This window comes from Methylobacterium sp. Leaf106, from assembly GCF_001422895.1.
Lineage (GTDB): Bacteria > Pseudomonadota > Alphaproteobacteria > Rhizobiales > Beijerinckiaceae > Methylobacterium > Methylobacterium bullatum.
On sequence record NZ_LMNB01000023.1, the window covers coordinates 231257 to 247636 of the forward strand.

General features: G+C 67.5%; 17 protein-coding genes. 6 read left to right on the forward strand and 11 right to left on the reverse strand.

Annotation, left to right across the window (positions count from 1 at the left end; translation table 11 throughout):
• The gene (locus ASF34_RS12845) at positions 1–867 is read right to left on the reverse strand and encodes a formyltransferase family protein (RefSeq protein ID WP_056161504.1); all 867 of its coding nucleotides are present in this window, start codon (positions 865–867) and stop codon (positions 1–3) included.
• A gap of 113 nt (positions 868–980) precedes the next feature.
• Here ASF34_RS12845 and ASF34_RS12850 point away from each other — a divergent pair, with 113 nt between their 5' ends.
• Together ASF34_RS12850 and ASF34_RS12855 are read left to right on the forward strand one after the other, a co-directional pair.
• Positions 981–1715, forward strand: a complete 735-nt coding sequence (locus ASF34_RS12850) for an SDR family NAD(P)-dependent oxidoreductase (RefSeq protein WP_056162040.1) — start codon at positions 981–983, stop codon at positions 1713–1715.
• Entirely contained in the window at positions 1712–3262 is a 1551-nt protein-coding gene (locus ASF34_RS12855) for a cryptochrome/photolyase family protein (RefSeq protein ID WP_018045286.1), read from the forward strand. The genes ASF34_RS12850 and ASF34_RS12855 overlap by 4 nt, the downstream gene beginning before the upstream one ends.
• 3 nt (positions 3263–3265) lie before the next feature.
• Here the strand turns inward: ASF34_RS12855 and bcsS are convergent, their stop codons facing one another.
• Complete coding sequence (gene bcsS, locus ASF34_RS12860) at positions 3266–3961, reverse strand: cellulose biosynthesis protein BcsS (RefSeq protein WP_081612691.1); 696 nt, start codon at positions 3959–3961, stop codon at positions 3266–3268.
• A gap of 395 nt (positions 3962–4356) precedes the next feature.
• Between bcsS and ASF34_RS12865 the strand changes: the two genes are divergently transcribed.
• Positions 4357–4959 (forward strand): exopolysaccharide biosynthesis protein, encoded by a 603-nt coding sequence (locus tag ASF34_RS12865; protein WP_274533755.1) that lies wholly within the window; start codon positions 4357–4359, stop codon positions 4957–4959.
• Positions 4960–4961: 2 nt separating this feature from the next.
• Here ASF34_RS12865 and ASF34_RS12870 read toward each other — a convergent pair whose 3' ends face one another.
• Genes ASF34_RS12870 through ASF34_RS23640 form a run of 3 tightly spaced genes read right to left on the reverse strand, consistent with a single transcriptional unit; the run spans position 4962 to position 6837 of the window.
• On the reverse strand, positions 4962–5786 hold the full coding sequence (locus ASF34_RS12870; protein WP_200913297.1) for a metal ABC transporter permease: 825 nt from the start codon (positions 5784–5786) through the stop codon (positions 4962–4964).
• Positions 5787–5824: 38 nt separating this feature from the next.
• The gene (locus ASF34_RS12875; protein WP_056162042.1) at positions 5825–6688 is read right to left on the reverse strand and encodes a metal ABC transporter ATP-binding protein; all 864 of its coding nucleotides are present in this window, start codon (positions 6686–6688) and stop codon (positions 5825–5827) included.
• 17 nt (positions 6689–6705) lie between these two features.
• Positions 6706–6837: a hypothetical protein gene (locus ASF34_RS23640; RefSeq protein ID WP_018045281.1), complete on the reverse strand. Its 132-nt coding sequence runs from the start codon at positions 6835–6837 to the stop codon at positions 6706–6708.
• Between the two features lie 133 nt (positions 6838–6970).
• Here ASF34_RS23640 and ASF34_RS12880 point away from each other — a divergent pair, with 133 nt between their 5' ends.
• Complete coding sequence (locus tag ASF34_RS12880) at positions 6971–7465, forward strand: Fur family transcriptional regulator (RefSeq protein ID WP_147831916.1); 495 nt, start codon at positions 6971–6973, stop codon at positions 7463–7465.
• A 19-nt stretch (positions 7466–7484) separates the two neighbouring features.
• Here the strand turns inward: ASF34_RS12880 and ASF34_RS12885 are convergent, their stop codons facing one another.
• Positions 7485–8990 (reverse strand): exopolysaccharide biosynthesis polyprenyl glycosylphosphotransferase, encoded by a 1506-nt coding sequence (locus ASF34_RS12885; protein ID WP_056161508.1) that lies wholly within the window; start codon positions 8988–8990, stop codon positions 7485–7487.
• Between the two features lie 202 nt (positions 8991–9192).
• On the opposite strand from ASF34_RS12885, the gene ASF34_RS12890 reads away from it, so the two are divergent.
• Positions 9193–11133, forward strand: coding sequence for a hypothetical protein (locus ASF34_RS12890; protein ID WP_244478986.1), 1941 nt, complete (start codon positions 9193–9195; stop codon positions 11131–11133).
• A gap of 87 nt (positions 11134–11220) precedes the next feature.
• On the opposite strand, the gene ASF34_RS12895 is transcribed toward ASF34_RS12890, so the two are convergent.
• Positions 11221–11580: an antibiotic biosynthesis monooxygenase family protein gene (locus ASF34_RS12895; RefSeq protein WP_018045277.1), complete on the reverse strand. Its 360-nt coding sequence runs from the start codon at positions 11578–11580 to the stop codon at positions 11221–11223.
• Positions 11581–12046: 466 nt separating this feature from the next.
• Between ASF34_RS12895 and ASF34_RS12900 the strand changes: the two genes are divergently transcribed.
• Positions 12047–12445 (forward strand): helix-turn-helix domain-containing protein, encoded by a 399-nt coding sequence (locus ASF34_RS12900; RefSeq protein ID WP_018045276.1) that lies wholly within the window; start codon positions 12047–12049, stop codon positions 12443–12445.
• A gap of 11 nt (positions 12446–12456) precedes the next feature.
• Here the strand turns inward: ASF34_RS12900 and ASF34_RS12905 are convergent, their stop codons facing one another.
• From ASF34_RS12905 to ASF34_RS12920, 4 genes are all read right to left on the reverse strand, one after another.
• Positions 12457–13785, reverse strand: a complete 1329-nt coding sequence (locus tag ASF34_RS12905) for a cobyrinate a,c-diamide synthase (protein ID WP_056161512.1) — start codon at positions 13783–13785, stop codon at positions 12457–12459.
• Positions 13782–14564, reverse strand: coding sequence for a precorrin-4 C(11)-methyltransferase (gene cobM / locus ASF34_RS12910; RefSeq protein WP_056161515.1), 783 nt, complete (start codon positions 14562–14564; stop codon positions 13782–13784). The genes ASF34_RS12905 and cobM overlap by 4 nt, the downstream gene beginning before the upstream one ends.
• Entirely contained in the window at positions 14561–14968 is a 408-nt protein-coding gene (locus ASF34_RS23485; RefSeq protein WP_056162043.1) for a cobalamin biosynthesis protein, read from the reverse strand. The genes cobM and ASF34_RS23485 overlap by 4 nt, the downstream gene beginning before the upstream one ends.
• A 182-nt stretch (positions 14969–15150) precedes the next feature.
• A complete protein-coding gene (locus ASF34_RS12920; RefSeq protein ID WP_056162045.1) occupies positions 15151–16380 on the reverse strand; it encodes a bifunctional cobalt-precorrin-7 (C(5))-methyltransferase/cobalt-precorrin-6B (C(15))-methyltransferase in 1230 nt (409 codons plus the stop codon).

The window sequence follows — 16380 nt, forward strand, 5'->3', positions numbered from 1 at the left end:
CTACCGCCCGAGTTGCCCGGCATCCGCCACGGCGACCGGGCTCCAGCGGGTGATCTGGATGAAGCCGTCGCGAGCGGCGACGACGATGTGGCGGCGGTAGCGGTGGACGATCGTTCCCGGCGAGTGGCGGTGCGGCTCGCGCCAGCCTTCCGCCGCCGCGACGAAGACACGGTTGTCGCCCAACTGTACGATGGTCTCGATGGTGCCGAAGGCCCGCATGCGCCGCAGAATCGCCTCCACGTCCGTGCGGAAATCGAGGGTCCTGTCCGCATCCGTCACGCGGGGCCAGTAGGAGCCTTCGCCCTGGGGCTGGGCCGCCCGCCAGCGAGTCGGCAGGTCGCGCGCGATCGGTCCCGAGGCCAGCCGCCGGGCTGCGATCTGGCATTTGGCGAGCAGGGTCTCGTGGGTCTCCTGCGGCGCCATGGCGAACGTCTCCTGCGCGAGGATGTCACCCGTGTCGAACCCCTCCTCGGCCAGCACGTGCGCGGTCACGCCCCAGTCGGCGCGTGCGTCGGTGATCGCCTTGAACAGGGGGTAGGGGCCGCGCCCGACCGGCAGGGGCGAGGGATGGAAGTTCAGGGCGTAGCCGGCCCGGTTGCGCCAGCCCCGGATGAGCCAGGGGTAACCGGCCACCACGAGAGCCCAGTCCGTCCCGTGGATCTGCGCCAGGGCGTCGAGATCCGCGAGCTTGATCCGCGAGAGCTGCATCGGGATGCGGTGACGGCGGCTCTGGGCCACGACCGCCTCGTTGTGGTCGTAGAGCCCATCGCAGGGCCGGGTGAACAGCTTGATCGGCGTCCATCCGGCATCCACCAGCGCTTCGAACACGCCGCCGAGGAAATCGATGCCGGCGAAGGCAAACTTCATGAAGAACCCCGGGAGCGGATGCGCGGCGTGCGACTCTACGGATGGTGCCCTGCGGGCTCCACGGTCGCGCCGTCCGCCTTACCTAACCGATCCGGCACGGAATGGGAGCGGTCATGAATCGGGTTGTGATCTACGGCGGAACCGGCGGTATCGGCATGGCCACGGCGCGGGCCCTGCGCAAGCGCGGGATCCCGCTGCATCTCGCGGCGCGCGATGCCGGGCGGCTCGAGGAAGTCGCCGCCGACCTCGGTGAGACCACCTTCACCGCAGGCGACGTCACGGACCCCGCCCATTTCGCGATCGTCACGCAGGAGGCGGGCGACACCCTGGCCGGGCTCGTCTACGCGGTCGGCACCATCAACCTGAAGCCGCTGGCGAAGCTGACCGCCGACGACGTGGTGATGGATTTCAAGCTCAACGCGCTTGGCGCTCTCCTGGCCCTCCAGGCCGCGGCGCCGGCGCTCAAGGCGAGGGCGGGCGAGGCGGGGGCGGGCGTCGTCCTGTTCTCCACCGTGGCGGTGGCGCAGGGATTTGCTGCCCACGCCTCCGTCGCCATGGCAAAGGGCGCCGTGGAAGGACTCGCACTGTCCCTCGCCGCCGAGCTCAGCCCTCATATTCGGATCAACGTGGTCGCGCCCTCGCTGACGCGCACGCCGCTCGCCGCTGCCATCACCGGCAACGAGACGCTGGCGTCGGGAATCGCGTCCATGCACGCACTCCAGCGGCTCGGCACACCCGAGGATATAGGCGCGCTGGCCGCCTTCCTCGTCTCGGCGGAAGCCGGCTGGATCACCGGGCAGGTCATCGGCGCGGATGGCGGCCGCTCGACGCTGCGGACGAAGGGGTGACGTCGCTGCGCACCCTCCGCTTCGTCCTCGGCGACCAGCTTCACCGACGCGTCTCCTCCCTCACCGATCTCGACCCGCAATCCGACGTCGTGCTCATGGTCGAGGTGCGGGAGGAGGCCACCTATGTCCGCCACCACAAGCAGAAGATCGCCTACCTGTTCGCCGCCATGCGCCATTTCGCGGCCGATCTGGAGGCCGAAGGTGTCACTGTCGACTACGTGCGCCTCGACGCGCCGGGCAATACCGGCTCGTTCACCGGCGAACTCCGGCGAGCGGTCGAGCGGCACGAGCCCGACAAGATTGTCGTCACCGAGCCCGGCGAGTGGCGCGTCTGGGAGATGATGCAGGGGTGGCGCGATGACCTGCCGGCGCCCGTGGACATACGCGACGACAACCGCTTTCTCTACCCGCGCGCGGATTTCGCGCGCTGGGCCGAGGGGCGGCACGCCTTGCGGATGGAGACGTTCTATCGCGGCATGAGGAAGCGTACCGGCCTGCTGATGAAGGACGGCGAGCCGGTGGGCGGCCAGTGGAACTTCGATCACGACAACCGCAAGAAGCTGCCGCGCGGGCACCGCTCCCCGGAACGCCCCGGCTTCGTGCCCGACGCGATCACGTCGGAAGTCATCGCTCTGGTATCAGACCGTTTCGCCGACCATTTCGGCGATCTCGACGCATTCCGCTGGCCGGTGACCCGCGCCGACGCCCTCACCGCCCTGAAGCATTTCCTGGACGAGTGCCTGCCGCATTTCGGCGATTACCAGGATGCGATGAAGACGGGCGCCCCCTTCCTCTACCATGCTCTTCTCTCACCGGCGCTCAATGCGGGCCTGCTCACGGCGGAGGAGGTCTGCCGGGCGGCTGCCCGCGCCTATGACGAAGGGGCGGCGCCGCTCAACTGCGTCGAGGGCTTCATCCGCCAGATCCTCGGATGGCGCGAATACGTCCGGGGACTCTACTGGGCCAGGATGCCGGCCTATGCCGAGACCAACGCTCTCGCCGCCAAGCGCGACCTGCCGTGGTTCTACTGGTCGGGCGAGACGCGCATGAACTGCCTCGCGCAATGCGTCGCCGATACGCGGGCCCATGCCTATGCCCATCACATCCAGCGGCTGATGGTGACGGGCAATTTCGCTCTGCTGGCCGGGCTCGAACCGGCTCAGGTGGAGGAATGGTATCTCGTCGTCTATGCCGACGCCTACGAATGGGTGGAGTTGCCCAACGTCCACGGTATGGTCCTGTGGGCGGATGGCGGCGTCATGGGCTCGAAACCGTATGCGGCCTCGGGCGCATACATCAACCGCATGTCGGATTATTGCCGGGGCTGCACCTACGACGTCGCTGCCAAGTCCGGCGAGAGTGCCTGCCCGTTCAACTACCTTTACTGGAACTTCCTCATCGAGAATGCGGATCGTCTGGCGGGGAACCCGAGGATGGCCATGCCCTATCGTACCCTCGACGGATTGGGCGAGCGGCGAAGGGAGGAGATCACGACGGACACGGCCCGCTTCCTGGCCGGCGCGGAGATGCGTTCCGCCCCGTCCTGAATCTCACCAGGGCTGCCAGACACTGAGGGTGACGTAGGGGCTTCCCCCGCCACCGGTTTCGGTCTGGTAGCCAAGCGAGGCGCGGAAGCTCACGTCGCCGATGCGAAAGTCGGTGACGTGGACGCCGATCCCGAGCTTGGAATAGCCGGTCCCGTCCGCGTAGAGCGCAGCCTCCGGGCCGAGATAGGCACCGAGCACGTCGTAACCCCAGGCAAGGCGGCCCCAGGCGCTCTGGCGCGTCGAGCCGAGGATCGCGGTGGCGGTGAGGAGGGATTCCGCTGTCGGCCGCGCCCAGACTTCCCCGTGCAGTCTGATGCCGTAGCGGTCGGGCAGCACCATTGTGCCGAGGATACTCTGCTCCACCTCGATGCTTCCCTCAGGCCCTGCGAAAGCGGCGACGACGCCCCAATCGTGGAACCATTGGTATCCGGCGAGCACTGCTCCGAGCGCCGTCAGGCGCGTCTGACTCGTGGCGATGCCCCGTATCGAGGGACCACGCTCGACCCTCGCTCCCGCTCCCCCGCTTGCGAGGATGGCGAAACCGTCCCGATCGCGCCCGTCGAACGTGATCTTCGTGCCCACCGTGATGAAGGAGGATGCTCCGGCATCGAGGCTGCCGAAGATCAATGCCGAGATCGAGCCTCCTTCCGATTGAGCCGGGTTCGAGACGAGGCCACAGCAGAGTGTGGCACAGCACATGAGTATCGGCCGGGCCGAAGTCAGTGACCGTTTCGTCGACCTGGCCGATCGTCCCACGTCCCTTCTCGCTCCGTCTCACCGCAGGGCAAGTGTACGGCATCCTATGAGAAGTTGCGCTGATTCACCAATAATCGACTGTGGGTCGTACGCGTAGACCGCCCAAGCCTATCCTTGAGAAGGCGCCGTTTCCATTTTGTTCTATTTGATAAAACTTCAGGATGTATTCATCCGATCTGAAGTTGTGCGGTGTCAGTGGTCGATCTACCGGTGTGTTCGGACCGTGTCGGGACGGGAGGACCCGCGATGCCGCATGGAGGTGAAAGCTGATTCGGTTGGCGTCGGGCGGGGACTAGGATAGAGCCCGCGACAGGACCGTCGCCAAAGGCCGAGTTTTCTTGTCACCAGCTGCTCGAACGTCCGAAGTTCTCACGGTGCTCGCGGCACAGGAGACGGATCGCTTGACCATCGGCGACATCGTCGCGGTGCTGAAGGACCGTGCCTTCGCCCTGCTCATCGTCATCCTCGGCCTGCCGAATTGCCTGCCGATGCCGCCGCCGATCCCCCTGGTCTGCGGCCTGCTACTGTTGCTCGTGGCCGTTCAGATCACGGCGGGGATGTCGGCGCCTTGGCTGCCCCGCGTTCTCCTGAGCCGCTCCATTGCCCGGAGCGACGTGGAGCGTGCCGCCAAGCGCGCGGTGCCGCTGCTTCGGCGGCTGGAGCGCTGGTCGCGTCCGCGCATGAGCCTGTTCGAGACCGGCCTCGGCATGCGGACGGTGGGGCTGATCCTCCTCACCCTGTCGCTCGCCCTCGTGGTGGCGGCGCCCCTGGTCGGGCAGATCCCCCTCGGTCTGGCGATCTGCCTCGTCGGCCTCGGCCTCGTCGAGCGGGATGGGCTGCTCGTCGTCATGGGGCTCGGCGTCGGTGCCGTCGGCGTGCTCCTGAACGCCGGCTTCGTCTACGCCATCGTCTCGGGCCTCATGAGCCTCTTCAGCGTGTAGTTTCAGCCTTCGAGGTGGCGCGGCTTGAACAGGCGCCAGACGAGGCCGCCCCTCGGTCCGAACAGGAGCGAGAGGAGGTAGAGGCTTCCCGCCGCCAGGACGATCGCAGGCCCCGTGGGCAGGTCGGCGCGGTACGAGGCGGTCAGTCCGGCAAAGCTCGACACCATCGCCACCACCATCGCCGTGGGGATCAGGCCCGACAGGTCGGCGGCCCAGAACCGCGCGGTGATCGCCGGCAGCAGCATCAGCCCCACCGCGAGCAGCGTCCCGAGGGCCTGGAAGCCGCCCACGAGGTTCATCACCACGAGGCCGAGGAAGGCGTAATGCACCGGCCCGCCGGCACGGCTGACCGTGCGCAGGAACAGCGGGTCGACACATTCCATGACGAGGGGGCGGTAGAGCGCGGCAAGGGCGAATAGCGTCACCGTGGCGATCCCGCCGAGGAGCATGAGCGCCGGATCGTCGAGGGCCAGAACCGTGCCGAACAGGATGTGCAGGAGATCGATCTGCGAGCCGCGCAAGGAGACGAGCAGCACGCCGGCGGCGAGAGAGATCAGGTAGAAGGCGGCGAGACTCGCATCCTCCTTGATCGAGGTCGTGCGGGTGACGATGCCGGCGAGCAGCGCCACGAACAGGCCGGCGGCGAGCCCACCGATGGTCATCGCCGGCAGCGATAGGCCGGCGACGAGGAAACCGACCGCGGCGCCCGGCAGGATCGCATGGCTCATGGCGTCGCTCATCAGGCTCATGCGCCGCAGCATGAGGAAGACCCCCACCGGCGGGGCCGAGAGCGAGAGGGCGAAGCAGCCGGCCAGCGCCCGGCGCATGAAGCCGAACTCGATGAAGGGGCCGAACAGGAGATCGATCACGCGGCGTGTCCGTCGTCGTGACGATGATCGTGCGCGTGACCATGGGGATGGTCGTGATCGTGGCGATGCAGGTCCCCGCCATCGGCAGGGGGCGGTGCATGATGATGGCCCTCGCCCCGCCCGCAGATGGCGGCATCCTCGTCCCAGGCTTCGGACAAGGCCTGGGCGCGTGCGAGATTCTCCCGGGTCAGCACCGTCTCCGTGGCGCCCCAGGCCACCGGCTCGCGGGCCAGCAGGAGCGTGGTCGGAAAATGCGCCTTGACCTGATGCAGGTCGTGAAGCGCGGCGACGATGGTGCGGCCCTCCGCATGCCATCCGCGGATCAGGCCGATCAGATCGGCGGTGGTGCGTCCGTCGATCCCGGTGAACGGTTCGTCGAGGAGGATGATGCGGGCGTCCTGGACGATCAGCCGCGCGAACAGGGCGCGCTGGAACTGACCTCCGGACAGGGTGCCGATCAGCCGATCCTCGAAGCCGAGGAGGCCCACGGCGGAGAGGGCGCTGACCAGCGTCCGGCGGTCGGGGAGGGCGCTGCGCCAGAAGCCGAGGCGGCGCCATCGTCCCATCGCCACGAGGTCGAGGACGCTCAGGGGAAAGCTGCGGTCGATCTCGCCGGCCTGGGGCAGGTAGGCGATGGAATCGGTTCCGCCGGGCCGGTCGATCCGGCCGTCGAGGCAGCGGATCTCTCCGATAATCCCCTTGAGCAGAGTCGATTTGCCGGCGCCGTTGGGGCCGACCAGGGCCATCAGGGCTCCGGCGGGGATGGTACCGTCGAGATGGTGCACGGCGGGATGGCGGTCGTAGCCGAGCGTCAATCCGCGCAAGGCGATGGCGCCGGGCTGAACGGGGGCGTCCCCCATGAGGGCGTGTGTCATCGTTATCCCATGGCCCAGAGGATCGCCCCCCAGACCAGCCCGGACAGGATCGCGGCGATGATCAGCCGCGAGGCGGCGCCGGCCTGGAACAGGGAGCGACGGGGGGGCGGTTTGATCTGGGGAGGACGCGTCACAGCGGTTCGGGTACCAGGAAGGGGCGGAATTGTCCGAACGGGAGCGGCGAACTATCTCTGGTACTGATACACTGTAACATCGCATCAGTTCAACGTGCCGGACCACATCGACCGGCGATCAGGGGAGGATGGCGTGCACGACCATAGTGCCGTCCACGATCACGGCGCCTGCTGTGGCAATGCCACGGATGCGCTGGCGCGAGCGGAGCGTCTCTGCGCCGAGCGTGACCTGCAGTTCACGCGGCTGCGGCGGGACGTCCTCGAAGCGGTGGCGTCCGAGGCGAAGCCGCTCGGCGCCTACGACATCGCGGAGCGGCTGAGCGGTCAAGGTCGCCGGGTCGCCGCCGTCTCGGTCTACCGCGCCCTCGACTTTCTTACCGAGAACGGTCTCGTCCATCGCATCGCCAGCCGCAACGCCTTCGTCTCCTGCGGGCACCAGCACGGCGACGGGGCCGGCCTCGTCTTCCTGATCTGCCGGACATGCGGCAGCATCGACGAGACGACCTCACCGGAGGTGGACGACCAGCTCGACAGGGCCTTGGCGAAAGCCGGGTTCAAGCCGTCGAGCCGGATCCTCGAAGTGGAGGGCGAATGCGGCGCCTGCCTCGGCCACGAACCGAACCCCTGAGCGACACGGTGCGCGAGGTTCAGCGCGCGTTGCGATAGGCCCGCCGTGAGGCGATGGTCTGGATCATGATCTGGATGTCGAGCCAGACCGACCAATTGTCGATGTAGTGCAGGTCGTGGTTCACACGCCGCTCCATGTCGAGATCGGTCAGGGTCTCGCCGCGTAGGCCGTTCACCTGTGCCCAGCCGGTGATGCCGGGCATCACGTTGTGGCGGCGGGCATAGAGTGCGATCCGCCGTTCGAAGCTGCGGTCGTGAGCAAGGGCATGGGGGCGCGGACCGACCAGGGACATCTCCCCCATCAGGACATTGATGAGCTGGGGTAATTCATCGAGGTTCGTCCGGCGAAGGATGGCGCCGATCCGGGTGATCCGTGAATCGTTGCGGGTCGCCTGTCGGAAGACGGCGTTCTGCTCGGTCTTCATGCTGCGGAACTTGAACACGCCGAAGGCCTGCTGGTTGAAGCCGTACCGGCGCTGGCGGAAGAAGACCGGCCCGGGGCTGTCGAGCTTGATCAGCAGGGCGATGGACGCCAGGAGCGGCGCGAGCAGCACCAGCGCGATGGCGGACAGGACGACATCGAGGCCGCGCTTCAGGGCGATCTCGCTGAAGGTGAGCGGCCGGCGGCCGATATTGATGCCCGACAGCCGTCCCACCCGCGCGAGCTTGAGATCGGGAAATCGGTCCATGACCGAGCCGGGACGAAGATGGAGCGCGGCCGGGACGCGCAGGAACGCGTCGACGCAGCGCTCGATATCCGCCGCATCCGTCCAGGGGACCAGGATGAAGACGTCGTCCGGCCGCAGGAACCGCACCACCGACACCGCGAGGTCGAGGTCTTCCGACATCTGTGCCTGCCGCACCGACGCGTCCTCCCGCGGGTCCACACGACGCAGATAGCTGGTCCCGATGACCCGGAGATTCAGGGCCTGCGCGTCGTTGTTGGCGTGGAAGCTGGCAATGTCCTCTTCGAAACCGACGAGGTGGATCCGACTGATCGATGGCGAGGCGGGGCTCGTCGTCCGCCGGACGAGGCCCAGAATGACGAGACGGGACAGGTACAGGGCCGGCAAGCCCGCGAGGAAGAAGCCGATCGCCACCGCGCGCGAGAAGTCGTTCGTGGTCTTGGTGGCGAAGCCGACGACGAGCACGATTCCCCAAGCGGCGAGCCAGAGACTCGCCATGCGGCGGCGGTGAACGCCGCGGGTCAGCTGCGTCTCGATATTGTACTCCTCCCGGACGAGGTTGGTCAGGAGGACGAAGACGGCCACGAGGCCCGCCAGCTGGAAACTCCCGGTCATGCCCGTGGCGATCTGCTGGTCGAAGGCGAACTCGTAATAAATCGCCTCCACGAGGTAGGCGGTGACGATGATCGCAGCGAGGTCGGAGACGGCCAGAGCCGTGGACAGCCCGAAGCGGATCGCTCCGCGCCACCGCCGCGGAAGGACGGCCGCCCACGCGTCGCGTCGCGTGTCGCGCGCGGCTGGCAAGGTCTGGTAGATTTCGGGAAGACGTTGCTGGAACATCTGGGACGCTGTGTGCCGGGGTGAGACTTAGTTTGTGCCATAATGGGACATTGTCCCATCCGGCCATCGTCATGTCTGCCCAGGGCGCAAACCTCGGACCCGCCGGTGCCGCCCAAATCTCTCCTTCATGCTGTCCGAAAGCTTGACTGGCCGTTATGGCGAAGGGCCTGGGGCCGTTCCGTGGTCTACTGGGGGAGCTTTCATGCCGCGCGTGACGCTTTCAGGAACACATCACCGGTACAACGCCGTCGCGGCGGTAGAAGACGGCGGCACATGGCGGATGTTCCTGCCATTTCCGGACGGATCGATCCGTGACGCGGCGTTCGTCGGCCCGGACCGCCTCGTCTGCCTGTCCGCCGATGGGGAGATCTGCCTCATCGACTGGCGGCTCGACAGGGAGATCGCTCGGCAACCAGCCGGGACGGATCGCCCCCGCCACATCTTCGTGCCGGCCGATTCCGGATGGATCGTCCTGTACGACGGCAAGCGGCCCCTCGACGAGGAGCGCTACCTCCATTCCCTTCAGGTTCGGCGCGCGACGGACCTCACTGTCGTCGCGGACGGAAACGGTCTGCAATGGACGGCCGGCCAAACCGTAGGCCTATTGGCGGGCGGCGGTGAATTTGTCCCCGACCCTGGCGAGCCGACCGCCCTCACGATCCAGGATGACGTGTTTCGGGATCCGGGCGGCCAGCTGGCGTTCGTCGGCTTCGAATGCGGTGCGCCGGGATCGCGGTATGGGCTGTACCGACTGGATCCCTCCACGGGAACGGTGCGCTGCGAACTGCTGCCGGATGCGGCGAAACCGTGGTGGTTCAGCCCGAGCGGTCGCTACGCCGTGACGCCCTTGTCCGCTTTGCCGGCGGTCCATGACGGCTCCGCCGCGTCACCGCCGCATCGGGATGCGGTCGCGGATGGAAGGCGCCGAGTGAGCCAGGCCCTCGAACTCTGGACGACCACGCCTCTCGGCCTGGCACGGACCATCGTGGCGCGCATGACGCCCGAGCCCCCCTTGGCGATCCGAAACGTGGTGTGGGAGCCGGCCGAGACGGCGTTCTGGGTCCAGTACGGCCATTTCTGGGATAAGCGGGCGGAGTTTCAGCGCGTCGGCCTGGACGGCTCGCTCTCGCCCGTTTTCCATTTCGAACGCTTTCACGGAACCAAGGTCCTGGCCGATATCGCCGACGTGACGCATGCCGAGCATGTGGAGATCCAGGCCTCGCCGGATGCCGTTCGCATCCAGCGCGCCTGGTGTGCGAGCGACCTTCCGGTCCGGTCGATCTCGCAGGGCGAAGACGGCTTCCGGGCTTCGGTCTGGTCGGGCCCGAAAGAGGCGGCGGTCCGGCGCTTCCTGGCCCGGTCGAGCCGCCGCCATGTGGTGATCGTCGAGGCGTTGTCACAGGCGGCCGTCGCCGAGGGCCTGCGTCGTCTCACCCACGACATCCGCGAGCGACTGGCCGACCTGCTGCAGACCGATGTCCTGGAACTGTCCTTCGTGGTCGGCGGCCGGACGATGACGGAATCGGCCTTCTTCGCACGCGTTTCACGCGACAGTATCGCGGTCGCTCCGATGCTACGGGAACTCCTGACGACCTATCTGGAAGTGCATCCGAGCGCCGTCGAAGCCAAGGGCTTGTATCGTCAGATCTGGGGACCGAAGGAGAGCCACGGTGCGCTCGCCGCTGCCATGCAGGCCCTGCTGCGCCTCGACCCGGACGCGCACGACGTGTTTCGCGGCTATCTCGCCAGGCGTGACGGCGAGCACGAGACCTACACCACCGACGTGATGATGAAGACATACATCGCCGAAACCGGCTGGCGCGACCGAGCCATGATCGGCTTCGGCATATACTTCGCGTTGATCCGGCACCGGGACGGTCTCATCAACCTGAACGGCGGTTTCCTGGAGGAGTACGGCCTCCTCGACGCCGTCGAACCGATGATGAGCCCCGAGGAGTTCGCTGAGGCAATGCTGGATGAACTCGACAGGTTCGTGGAGATCCCGGATATCGACTCCCGCTTTGGATGGAACGACCTGTATCTCGGGCTCATCGGCGGCCTCCCCGACACGGCGTTCGGCCGGCGGGTGGTCGCTGCGCTCGCAGCGCGGCGCGGCGACGTCATCGTGGCCGTTCGAGACTGAGCGAGGCAGAGGGCGGCCGCCCTCGAAGCGTGGTGGCATCCCCATCGGACGGTGAGGGGTGAGGATGCCGCCGGATAGCGAGGTCGATCAGGCCACCGCTTCGGGATGCCGCTCCGCCGACGGGACTTCCTGTGTCTTGCTCAAGGTCTGGATCGGCTCGAACCCCTCGAATTGCGGATGGCCGAGGTAGAGAGGTTTCGTCGTCGGTGCGCGGCTATGTGCCTTGCGGAACTGCTCCGACCGGGTCCAGGCCTCGAACGCCGCTTTGGAGGCCCAGACAGTGTGCGAGGCATACAGCACATGATCCTCGTAGCTCGGGCCGCGAAGCAACTGAAACTCGACGAAGCCCTCCATCTCGCCGAGTTGGCTGTCCCGCCCGAGCCAGACCTGCTCGAATTCTGTCGTTGCGTCCGGAACAACTTTGAATCGATTCATGGCGATGAACATGAAGCACCTTCGTACAAAAGGCCGGGAGCGGGGGCGGCCGGCGATCCGCGCTGCATTTTAAACCGCAATATCCCGATTGGAAAATGATGGGAAAAGCCGCACAATCCCTTATTAAAATAGCGCTATTTCTGTCACAAGGGTTCTGGATACAAGAATGTTTCCCTCACGTCGTTGTGGAGCCGGTATCCGGCCTTCCTCGGTTTGCGACGGCAAGTTCGTGGTGACTCTTGCCATCCTTGCCCGGTTTGTGGTCAAGCTGGTTTCGCGTTCCTCGGACCCAGGGGATCGCTCCCGGTTCCTTGGTGGTTTCTGGAAATTCCTTCTCCCTCCGGTGGAGGGCCGTGGAGACTACGGGTTCACTTTCTTTTAACTTCCGACCGTACCGAATGCGGCGTATTAAAGTTGCCGCATCGGTTGCGGAGACCAGCAAAACCGGCCGAGACCGTATTAAGCACTGAAACGAGTGATGATGCCCAAGCAAACTACCGATGTCGACCGCCTGGTTGGGTTGCGGATCACGGCCCTGCGCAAGGCTCGTGGCCTTAGTCAGACTGCCCTCGGGACCGCCGTCGGTGTGACCTTCCAGCAGGTCCAGAAATACGAGAAGGGGCAGAATCGCGTTGGTGCTGGCCGGCTCCGAGAGATTTCCCGTCTCTTGGAAGTGCCTGTCTCGGCGTTCTTCGAGGAGGACGACGCGGGAGGAACACAATCTGAGGTGTTCGGCTTCTTGAGCGCACACGGCGCGATCGAACTGCTCCAGGCCTACGCCCTGATCGAGGACGACCAACTCCGGCGGGACGTTTTGGCGATCGTGCGAACTGCGGCAAAGATGGGAAAGCGCTCAGAGACTCCTGCGGCCGTTTGATCGAATTTCAGTCATCCGATAAGATGGAAGAAACTGCCTGACACACGGCCGCATCGGTGGCCTGCCATGCCTAACGGAACTCCTTCAGCGTCGGTCACCACCGCGAGGGCGACATCCTCGGCGGGAGGCGGCGTCAGTTCGCTGGCATAATGGAACTCGTGGCCGACGAGGCGCGATCCGCCCTGCCCGAGGGGGCCATCGCCGATGAGCGTCGCGATGCGGTAGCCGAGATGCAGGCGGCGCACCTTGTAGGAGGTCGCAACCGGGAGCAGGCCCGCCATCGCATGCGTGACGCCCGCCGCGTCTTCCAGCCCGAGACCGAGAGCCATGTAGCCGCCGCACTCGCCATGGACGGGATTGTGTTCGGCAAAGCTCCGGAGGCCGTTCAGGAACCGGCCCGCCGCTGCGAGTTTCCCGGCATGAAGCTCGGGATATCCGCCCGGTAGCCAGCAGGCGTCGCAGTCCTCCGGGGGCGGCTCGTCGGCGAGGGGTGAGAAGGCGACCAGTTCGGCGCCCGCCGCGCGCCAGCCCGCTTCCATATGTGGATAGAGGAACGAGAAGGCCTCATCCGAAGCGATGGCGATGCGCTGCCCCGGGGGAGGAGGCAGGGCGGTATCCGACACGTCCGGCAGGCGTCCCGATGCGGCCGCGAGGATGGCGTCGAGGTCGAGACCGGCCTCCGCCAGATCGGCGAGGCGGTCGAGCCGCGCGGTGAGATCGCCCGTCTCGCGAGCCTGGACCAGACCGAGATGACGCTCGGGCAGGGAGAGGGTCGCGTCGCGCATGAGCACTCCCAGAACCGGGATGCCGACCCGCGCGAGACCGGCTTCGACCAGACGCCGATGGCGGGCGCTGGCGACCTTGTTCAGGATCACCCCGGCGATGCGGATACGAGGATCGTAGCGGGCGCAGCCGAGTGCCACGGCGGCGGCCGATTGGGCGGCACCCGAGACGTCCACGACGAGGAGCACGGGCCAGCCGTAGCGGGCGGCGATGTCGGCATTGGCGCCGGTCCGGCCCTCGCTGGCGACGATGCCGTCGAACAGGCCCATGGAGCCCTCGGCGATGACGATATCAGCGCCATGGCCCGCCATCGCCGCCACCGAATCGAGCATGGCATCCGGCATGGCGAAGCTGTCGAGATTGACGCTGGGATAGCCCGTGGCGGCCTGGTGGAAGGCCGGGTCGATATAGTCCGGCCCGCATTTGGCACCACGCACGGCAAGGCCGCGCCGGGCGAGCGCCCGCATCAGCGCCAGCGTCACGGTGGTCTTGCCGGAACTCGACCGTGGAGCGGCGACGAGAAGGCCGGGCGGATGCGATCGGTCCGTCATCGTCATGACTCGATTCCGGGGGCCGGCTGCCCCGTGGGGCGGAAGCGGCGGTCATAATCGGTGGAGTAGAGCGCGCTTTCGCGGAACTCGCTGGCCGCGAGGGCCGGGCCGACGAGGATCAGCGCCGTCCTCTCCAGACCGGCGGCGCGCACATCCTCCGCGATGGTGGCGAGGGTGCCTGAGATGACGCGCTCGTCCGGCCAGGTGGCGCGGAACACCACGGCGGCGGCGCAATCCGCTCCATAGAAAGGTACAAGCTCGGTCACCACGGTCTCGATCACGTGGATGGAGAGGTGCAGGGCCAGGGTCGCGCCGGTGGCGGCGAAGGCTTGGAGCGTTTCGCGTTCCGGCATTGCACTGGCCCGGCCCGAGGTCCGGGTGAGGACCACGGACTGGGCTAGGCCCGGCACGGTGAGTTCGCGCCGGAGCAGGGCGGCGGCGGCGGCGAAGGAGGGCACGCCCGGGGTCACCGTGTAGGGAATGCCGAGCCCGTCGAGGCGGCGGGTCTGCTCGGCCAGCGCGCTCCAGATCGAGAGGTCGCCGGAATGCAGCCGCGCCACGTCCTGCCCGGCCTCGTGCGCGGCGACGATCTCGGCCACGATCACGTCGAGGTCGAGGGGAGCGGTGTCGACGATGCGGGCGTCGGACGGGCACCAGGACAGGATCTCCGGCGCCACCAGCGAGCCGGCGTAGAGGCAGACGGGGCAGCGCGCGATGAGATCGCGCCCGCGGATCGTGATGAGGTCGGCCGCACCGGGGCCGGCGCCGATGAAATGTACGGTCATCCCGCCTGAGTGGCGAAATACGCGGGAAGCGCAAGGGCGCATGTCACCGCTGGTGACGCGATACGCGGCAGAATGAGGGTTCCGCCATCGCCGGCCATGGCCAGCGCGGCGGCTTCCGCCACCGATCCGACCCCCCGGCTCGCTTCGATCCGGCCCGAGCGGGTCGTTACGCGCGCGTCGACGGCGATCATCTCGGCGGGGGACATTCCGATGGGCACGAGGCCGAACGCGGCGGCGGCTTCGACGATGGACGGCTCATTCGCGCGGTCCTCGGCGGTGGCGATCGCGCCGAGCCGCTCCGGCTCATGGCCGTTTTCGGCAAGCGCGCGGTGGATCAAAGCGACGATCTCGTCGGGCATGGCCCCATGCCGGAAGCCGATGCCGGCGACGATGAGACGGGTTATCCACGTATCTCGAGGGGCCAGATCATCGTCAGACAAGTCGCAGGCCCCTCCTCCCCTTTGTGGGGAGGAGCCGGAGGTGGGGGTGGTGTCGGATAAGGTGCGCCCTGTTCGGAGCCACCCCCACCCCTGACCCCTCTCCACAAGGGGGAGGGGAAGCGCGTCGGGCACCGCCAAGCCGCCCGTCACCGCTTCGTCCAGACCCATTGCGTCACCGGCATTGCGGCGCGCCAGCCGTGGAGATGGCCGACCGGGTCGGCATGGGCCACCGACAGTCGCTTCAGCTGCCCGCCGAGACGGGCGAAGGCGCCAAGCAGAACCGCCTCGCCCTCCAGGGTGACGACGTTGGCGACCAGCCGGCCCCCCGGCTCAAGGGCGTCGAGGGCACGGTCGAGCACGCCAGGCCGCGCAACTCCGCCGCCGATGAAGATCGCGTCCGGACGCTCGAGGCCTTCCAGGGCGGCGGGCGCCTCGCCCTCCACGACGCGCAGATCCGGTACACCGAGGCGGGCGGCGTTGCGGGCGATCCGCGAAGCACGGGCCGGGTTCGCCTCGATGGCCAACGAGCGCAGGCTGGGATGGCGCAGCATCCATTCGATGGAGATCGAGCCGGCTCCGGCGCCGATGTCCCAGAGGCGCTGGCCGGCGCGGGGGCGCAGGGCGGCGAGGGTCACGGCGCGAATATCGGCCTTGGTGAGCTGGCCGTCATTCTCGAACCAGGTATCGTCGAGGCCAGGGCTCAGGCTGACGACGCGAGCATCTGCATCGGCGACGACCTCCACCGCCAGGGTGTTGAGCGGATCGATCCCGGTGAGGGAGAACGCATCGGCCCTTGCTTCGAGCCGGCGCTCGCGCGGGCCACCCATGGCCTCGAGGACGACGAGGCGAGAGGCACCGAAACCGCGTTCCGTGAGCAGGGCGGCGACGGCCTCCGGCGTCGTCTCGTCCCAGGTCAGGGTGAAGAGCCGGGCGCCGGGCTGGAGGTGGGGTACGATCCGCTCCAGCGCCCGCCCGTGCAGGGTGAGGCAGGTGGTCTCGGCGAGCGGCCAGCCGAGCCGTGTCGCCGCTAGGCTGAATGCCGAGAGGTGGGGGAACACGCACATCTCGGCCGCCGGCAGCAGCCGCGCGATCTCGGCGCCGATTCCGTAATGGAACGGGTCGCCGGTGGCGAGGATGCTGGTCGGGCGTCCGCGCCGGGCGAGGAGGCCGGGATAAGCGTCGGAGATCGGGCGCGGCCAGACCCGCGTCTCGGCCCTCAACGGTCCTCCGAGGGCGAAATGGCGGGCTCCGCCATAGACCACCTCCGCCCCGTCGAGGGCGGCTGTGGCGGCGGGGCTCAGGCCCGCGCGCCCGTCCTCTCCGATCCCAACGATGGTAAGCCAGGGGGCGGTGCTCGACACGGGGGCGGCGCTCAT

Excerpts from the sequence above, each read along its gene's own strand:
- cobM (WP_056161515.1), bottom strand. The coding sequence starts at position 14,564 with ATGACCGTACATTTCATCGGCGCCGGCCCCGGTGCGGCCGACCTCATC.
- ASF34_RS12895 (WP_018045277.1), bottom strand. The coding sequence starts at position 11,580 with ATGTTCATCGCCATGAATCGATTCAAAGTTGTTCCGGACGCAACGACA.
- ASF34_RS12885 (WP_056161508.1), bottom strand. The coding sequence starts at position 8,990 with ATGTTCCAGCAACGTCTTCCCGAAATCTACCAGACCTTGCCAGCCGCG.
- ASF34_RS12900 (WP_018045276.1), top strand. The coding sequence starts at position 12,047 with ATGATGCCCAAGCAAACTACCGATGTCGACCGCCTGGTTGGGTTGCGG.
- ASF34_RS12890 (WP_244478986.1), top strand. The coding sequence starts at position 9,193 with ATGCCGCGCGTGACGCTTTCAGGAACACATCACCGGTACAACGCCGTC.
- ASF34_RS12920 (WP_056162045.1), bottom strand. The coding sequence starts at position 16,380 with ATGAGCGCCGCCCCCGTGTCGAGCACCGCCCCCTGGCTTACCATCGTT.
- ASF34_RS12850 (WP_056162040.1), top strand. The coding sequence starts at position 981 with ATGAATCGGGTTGTGATCTACGGCGGAACCGGCGGTATCGGCATGGCC.
- ASF34_RS12870 (WP_200913297.1), bottom strand. The coding sequence starts at position 5,786 with ATGCGCCGGGCGCTGGCCGGCTGCTTCGCCCTCTCGCTCTCGGCCCCG.
- ASF34_RS12845 (WP_056161504.1), bottom strand. The coding sequence starts at position 867 with ATGAAGTTTGCCTTCGCCGGCATCGATTTCCTCGGCGGCGTGTTCGAA.
- ASF34_RS12875 (WP_056162042.1), bottom strand. The coding sequence starts at position 6,688 with ATGGGGGACGCCCCCGTTCAGCCCGGCGCCATCGCCTTGCGCGGATTG.
- ASF34_RS12905 (WP_056161512.1), bottom strand. The coding sequence starts at position 13,785 with ATGACGATGACGGACCGATCGCATCCGCCCGGCCTTCTCGTCGCCGCT.
- bcsS (WP_081612691.1), bottom strand. The coding sequence starts at position 3,961 with ATGTGCTGTGCCACACTCTGCTGTGGCCTCGTCTCGAACCCGGCTCAA.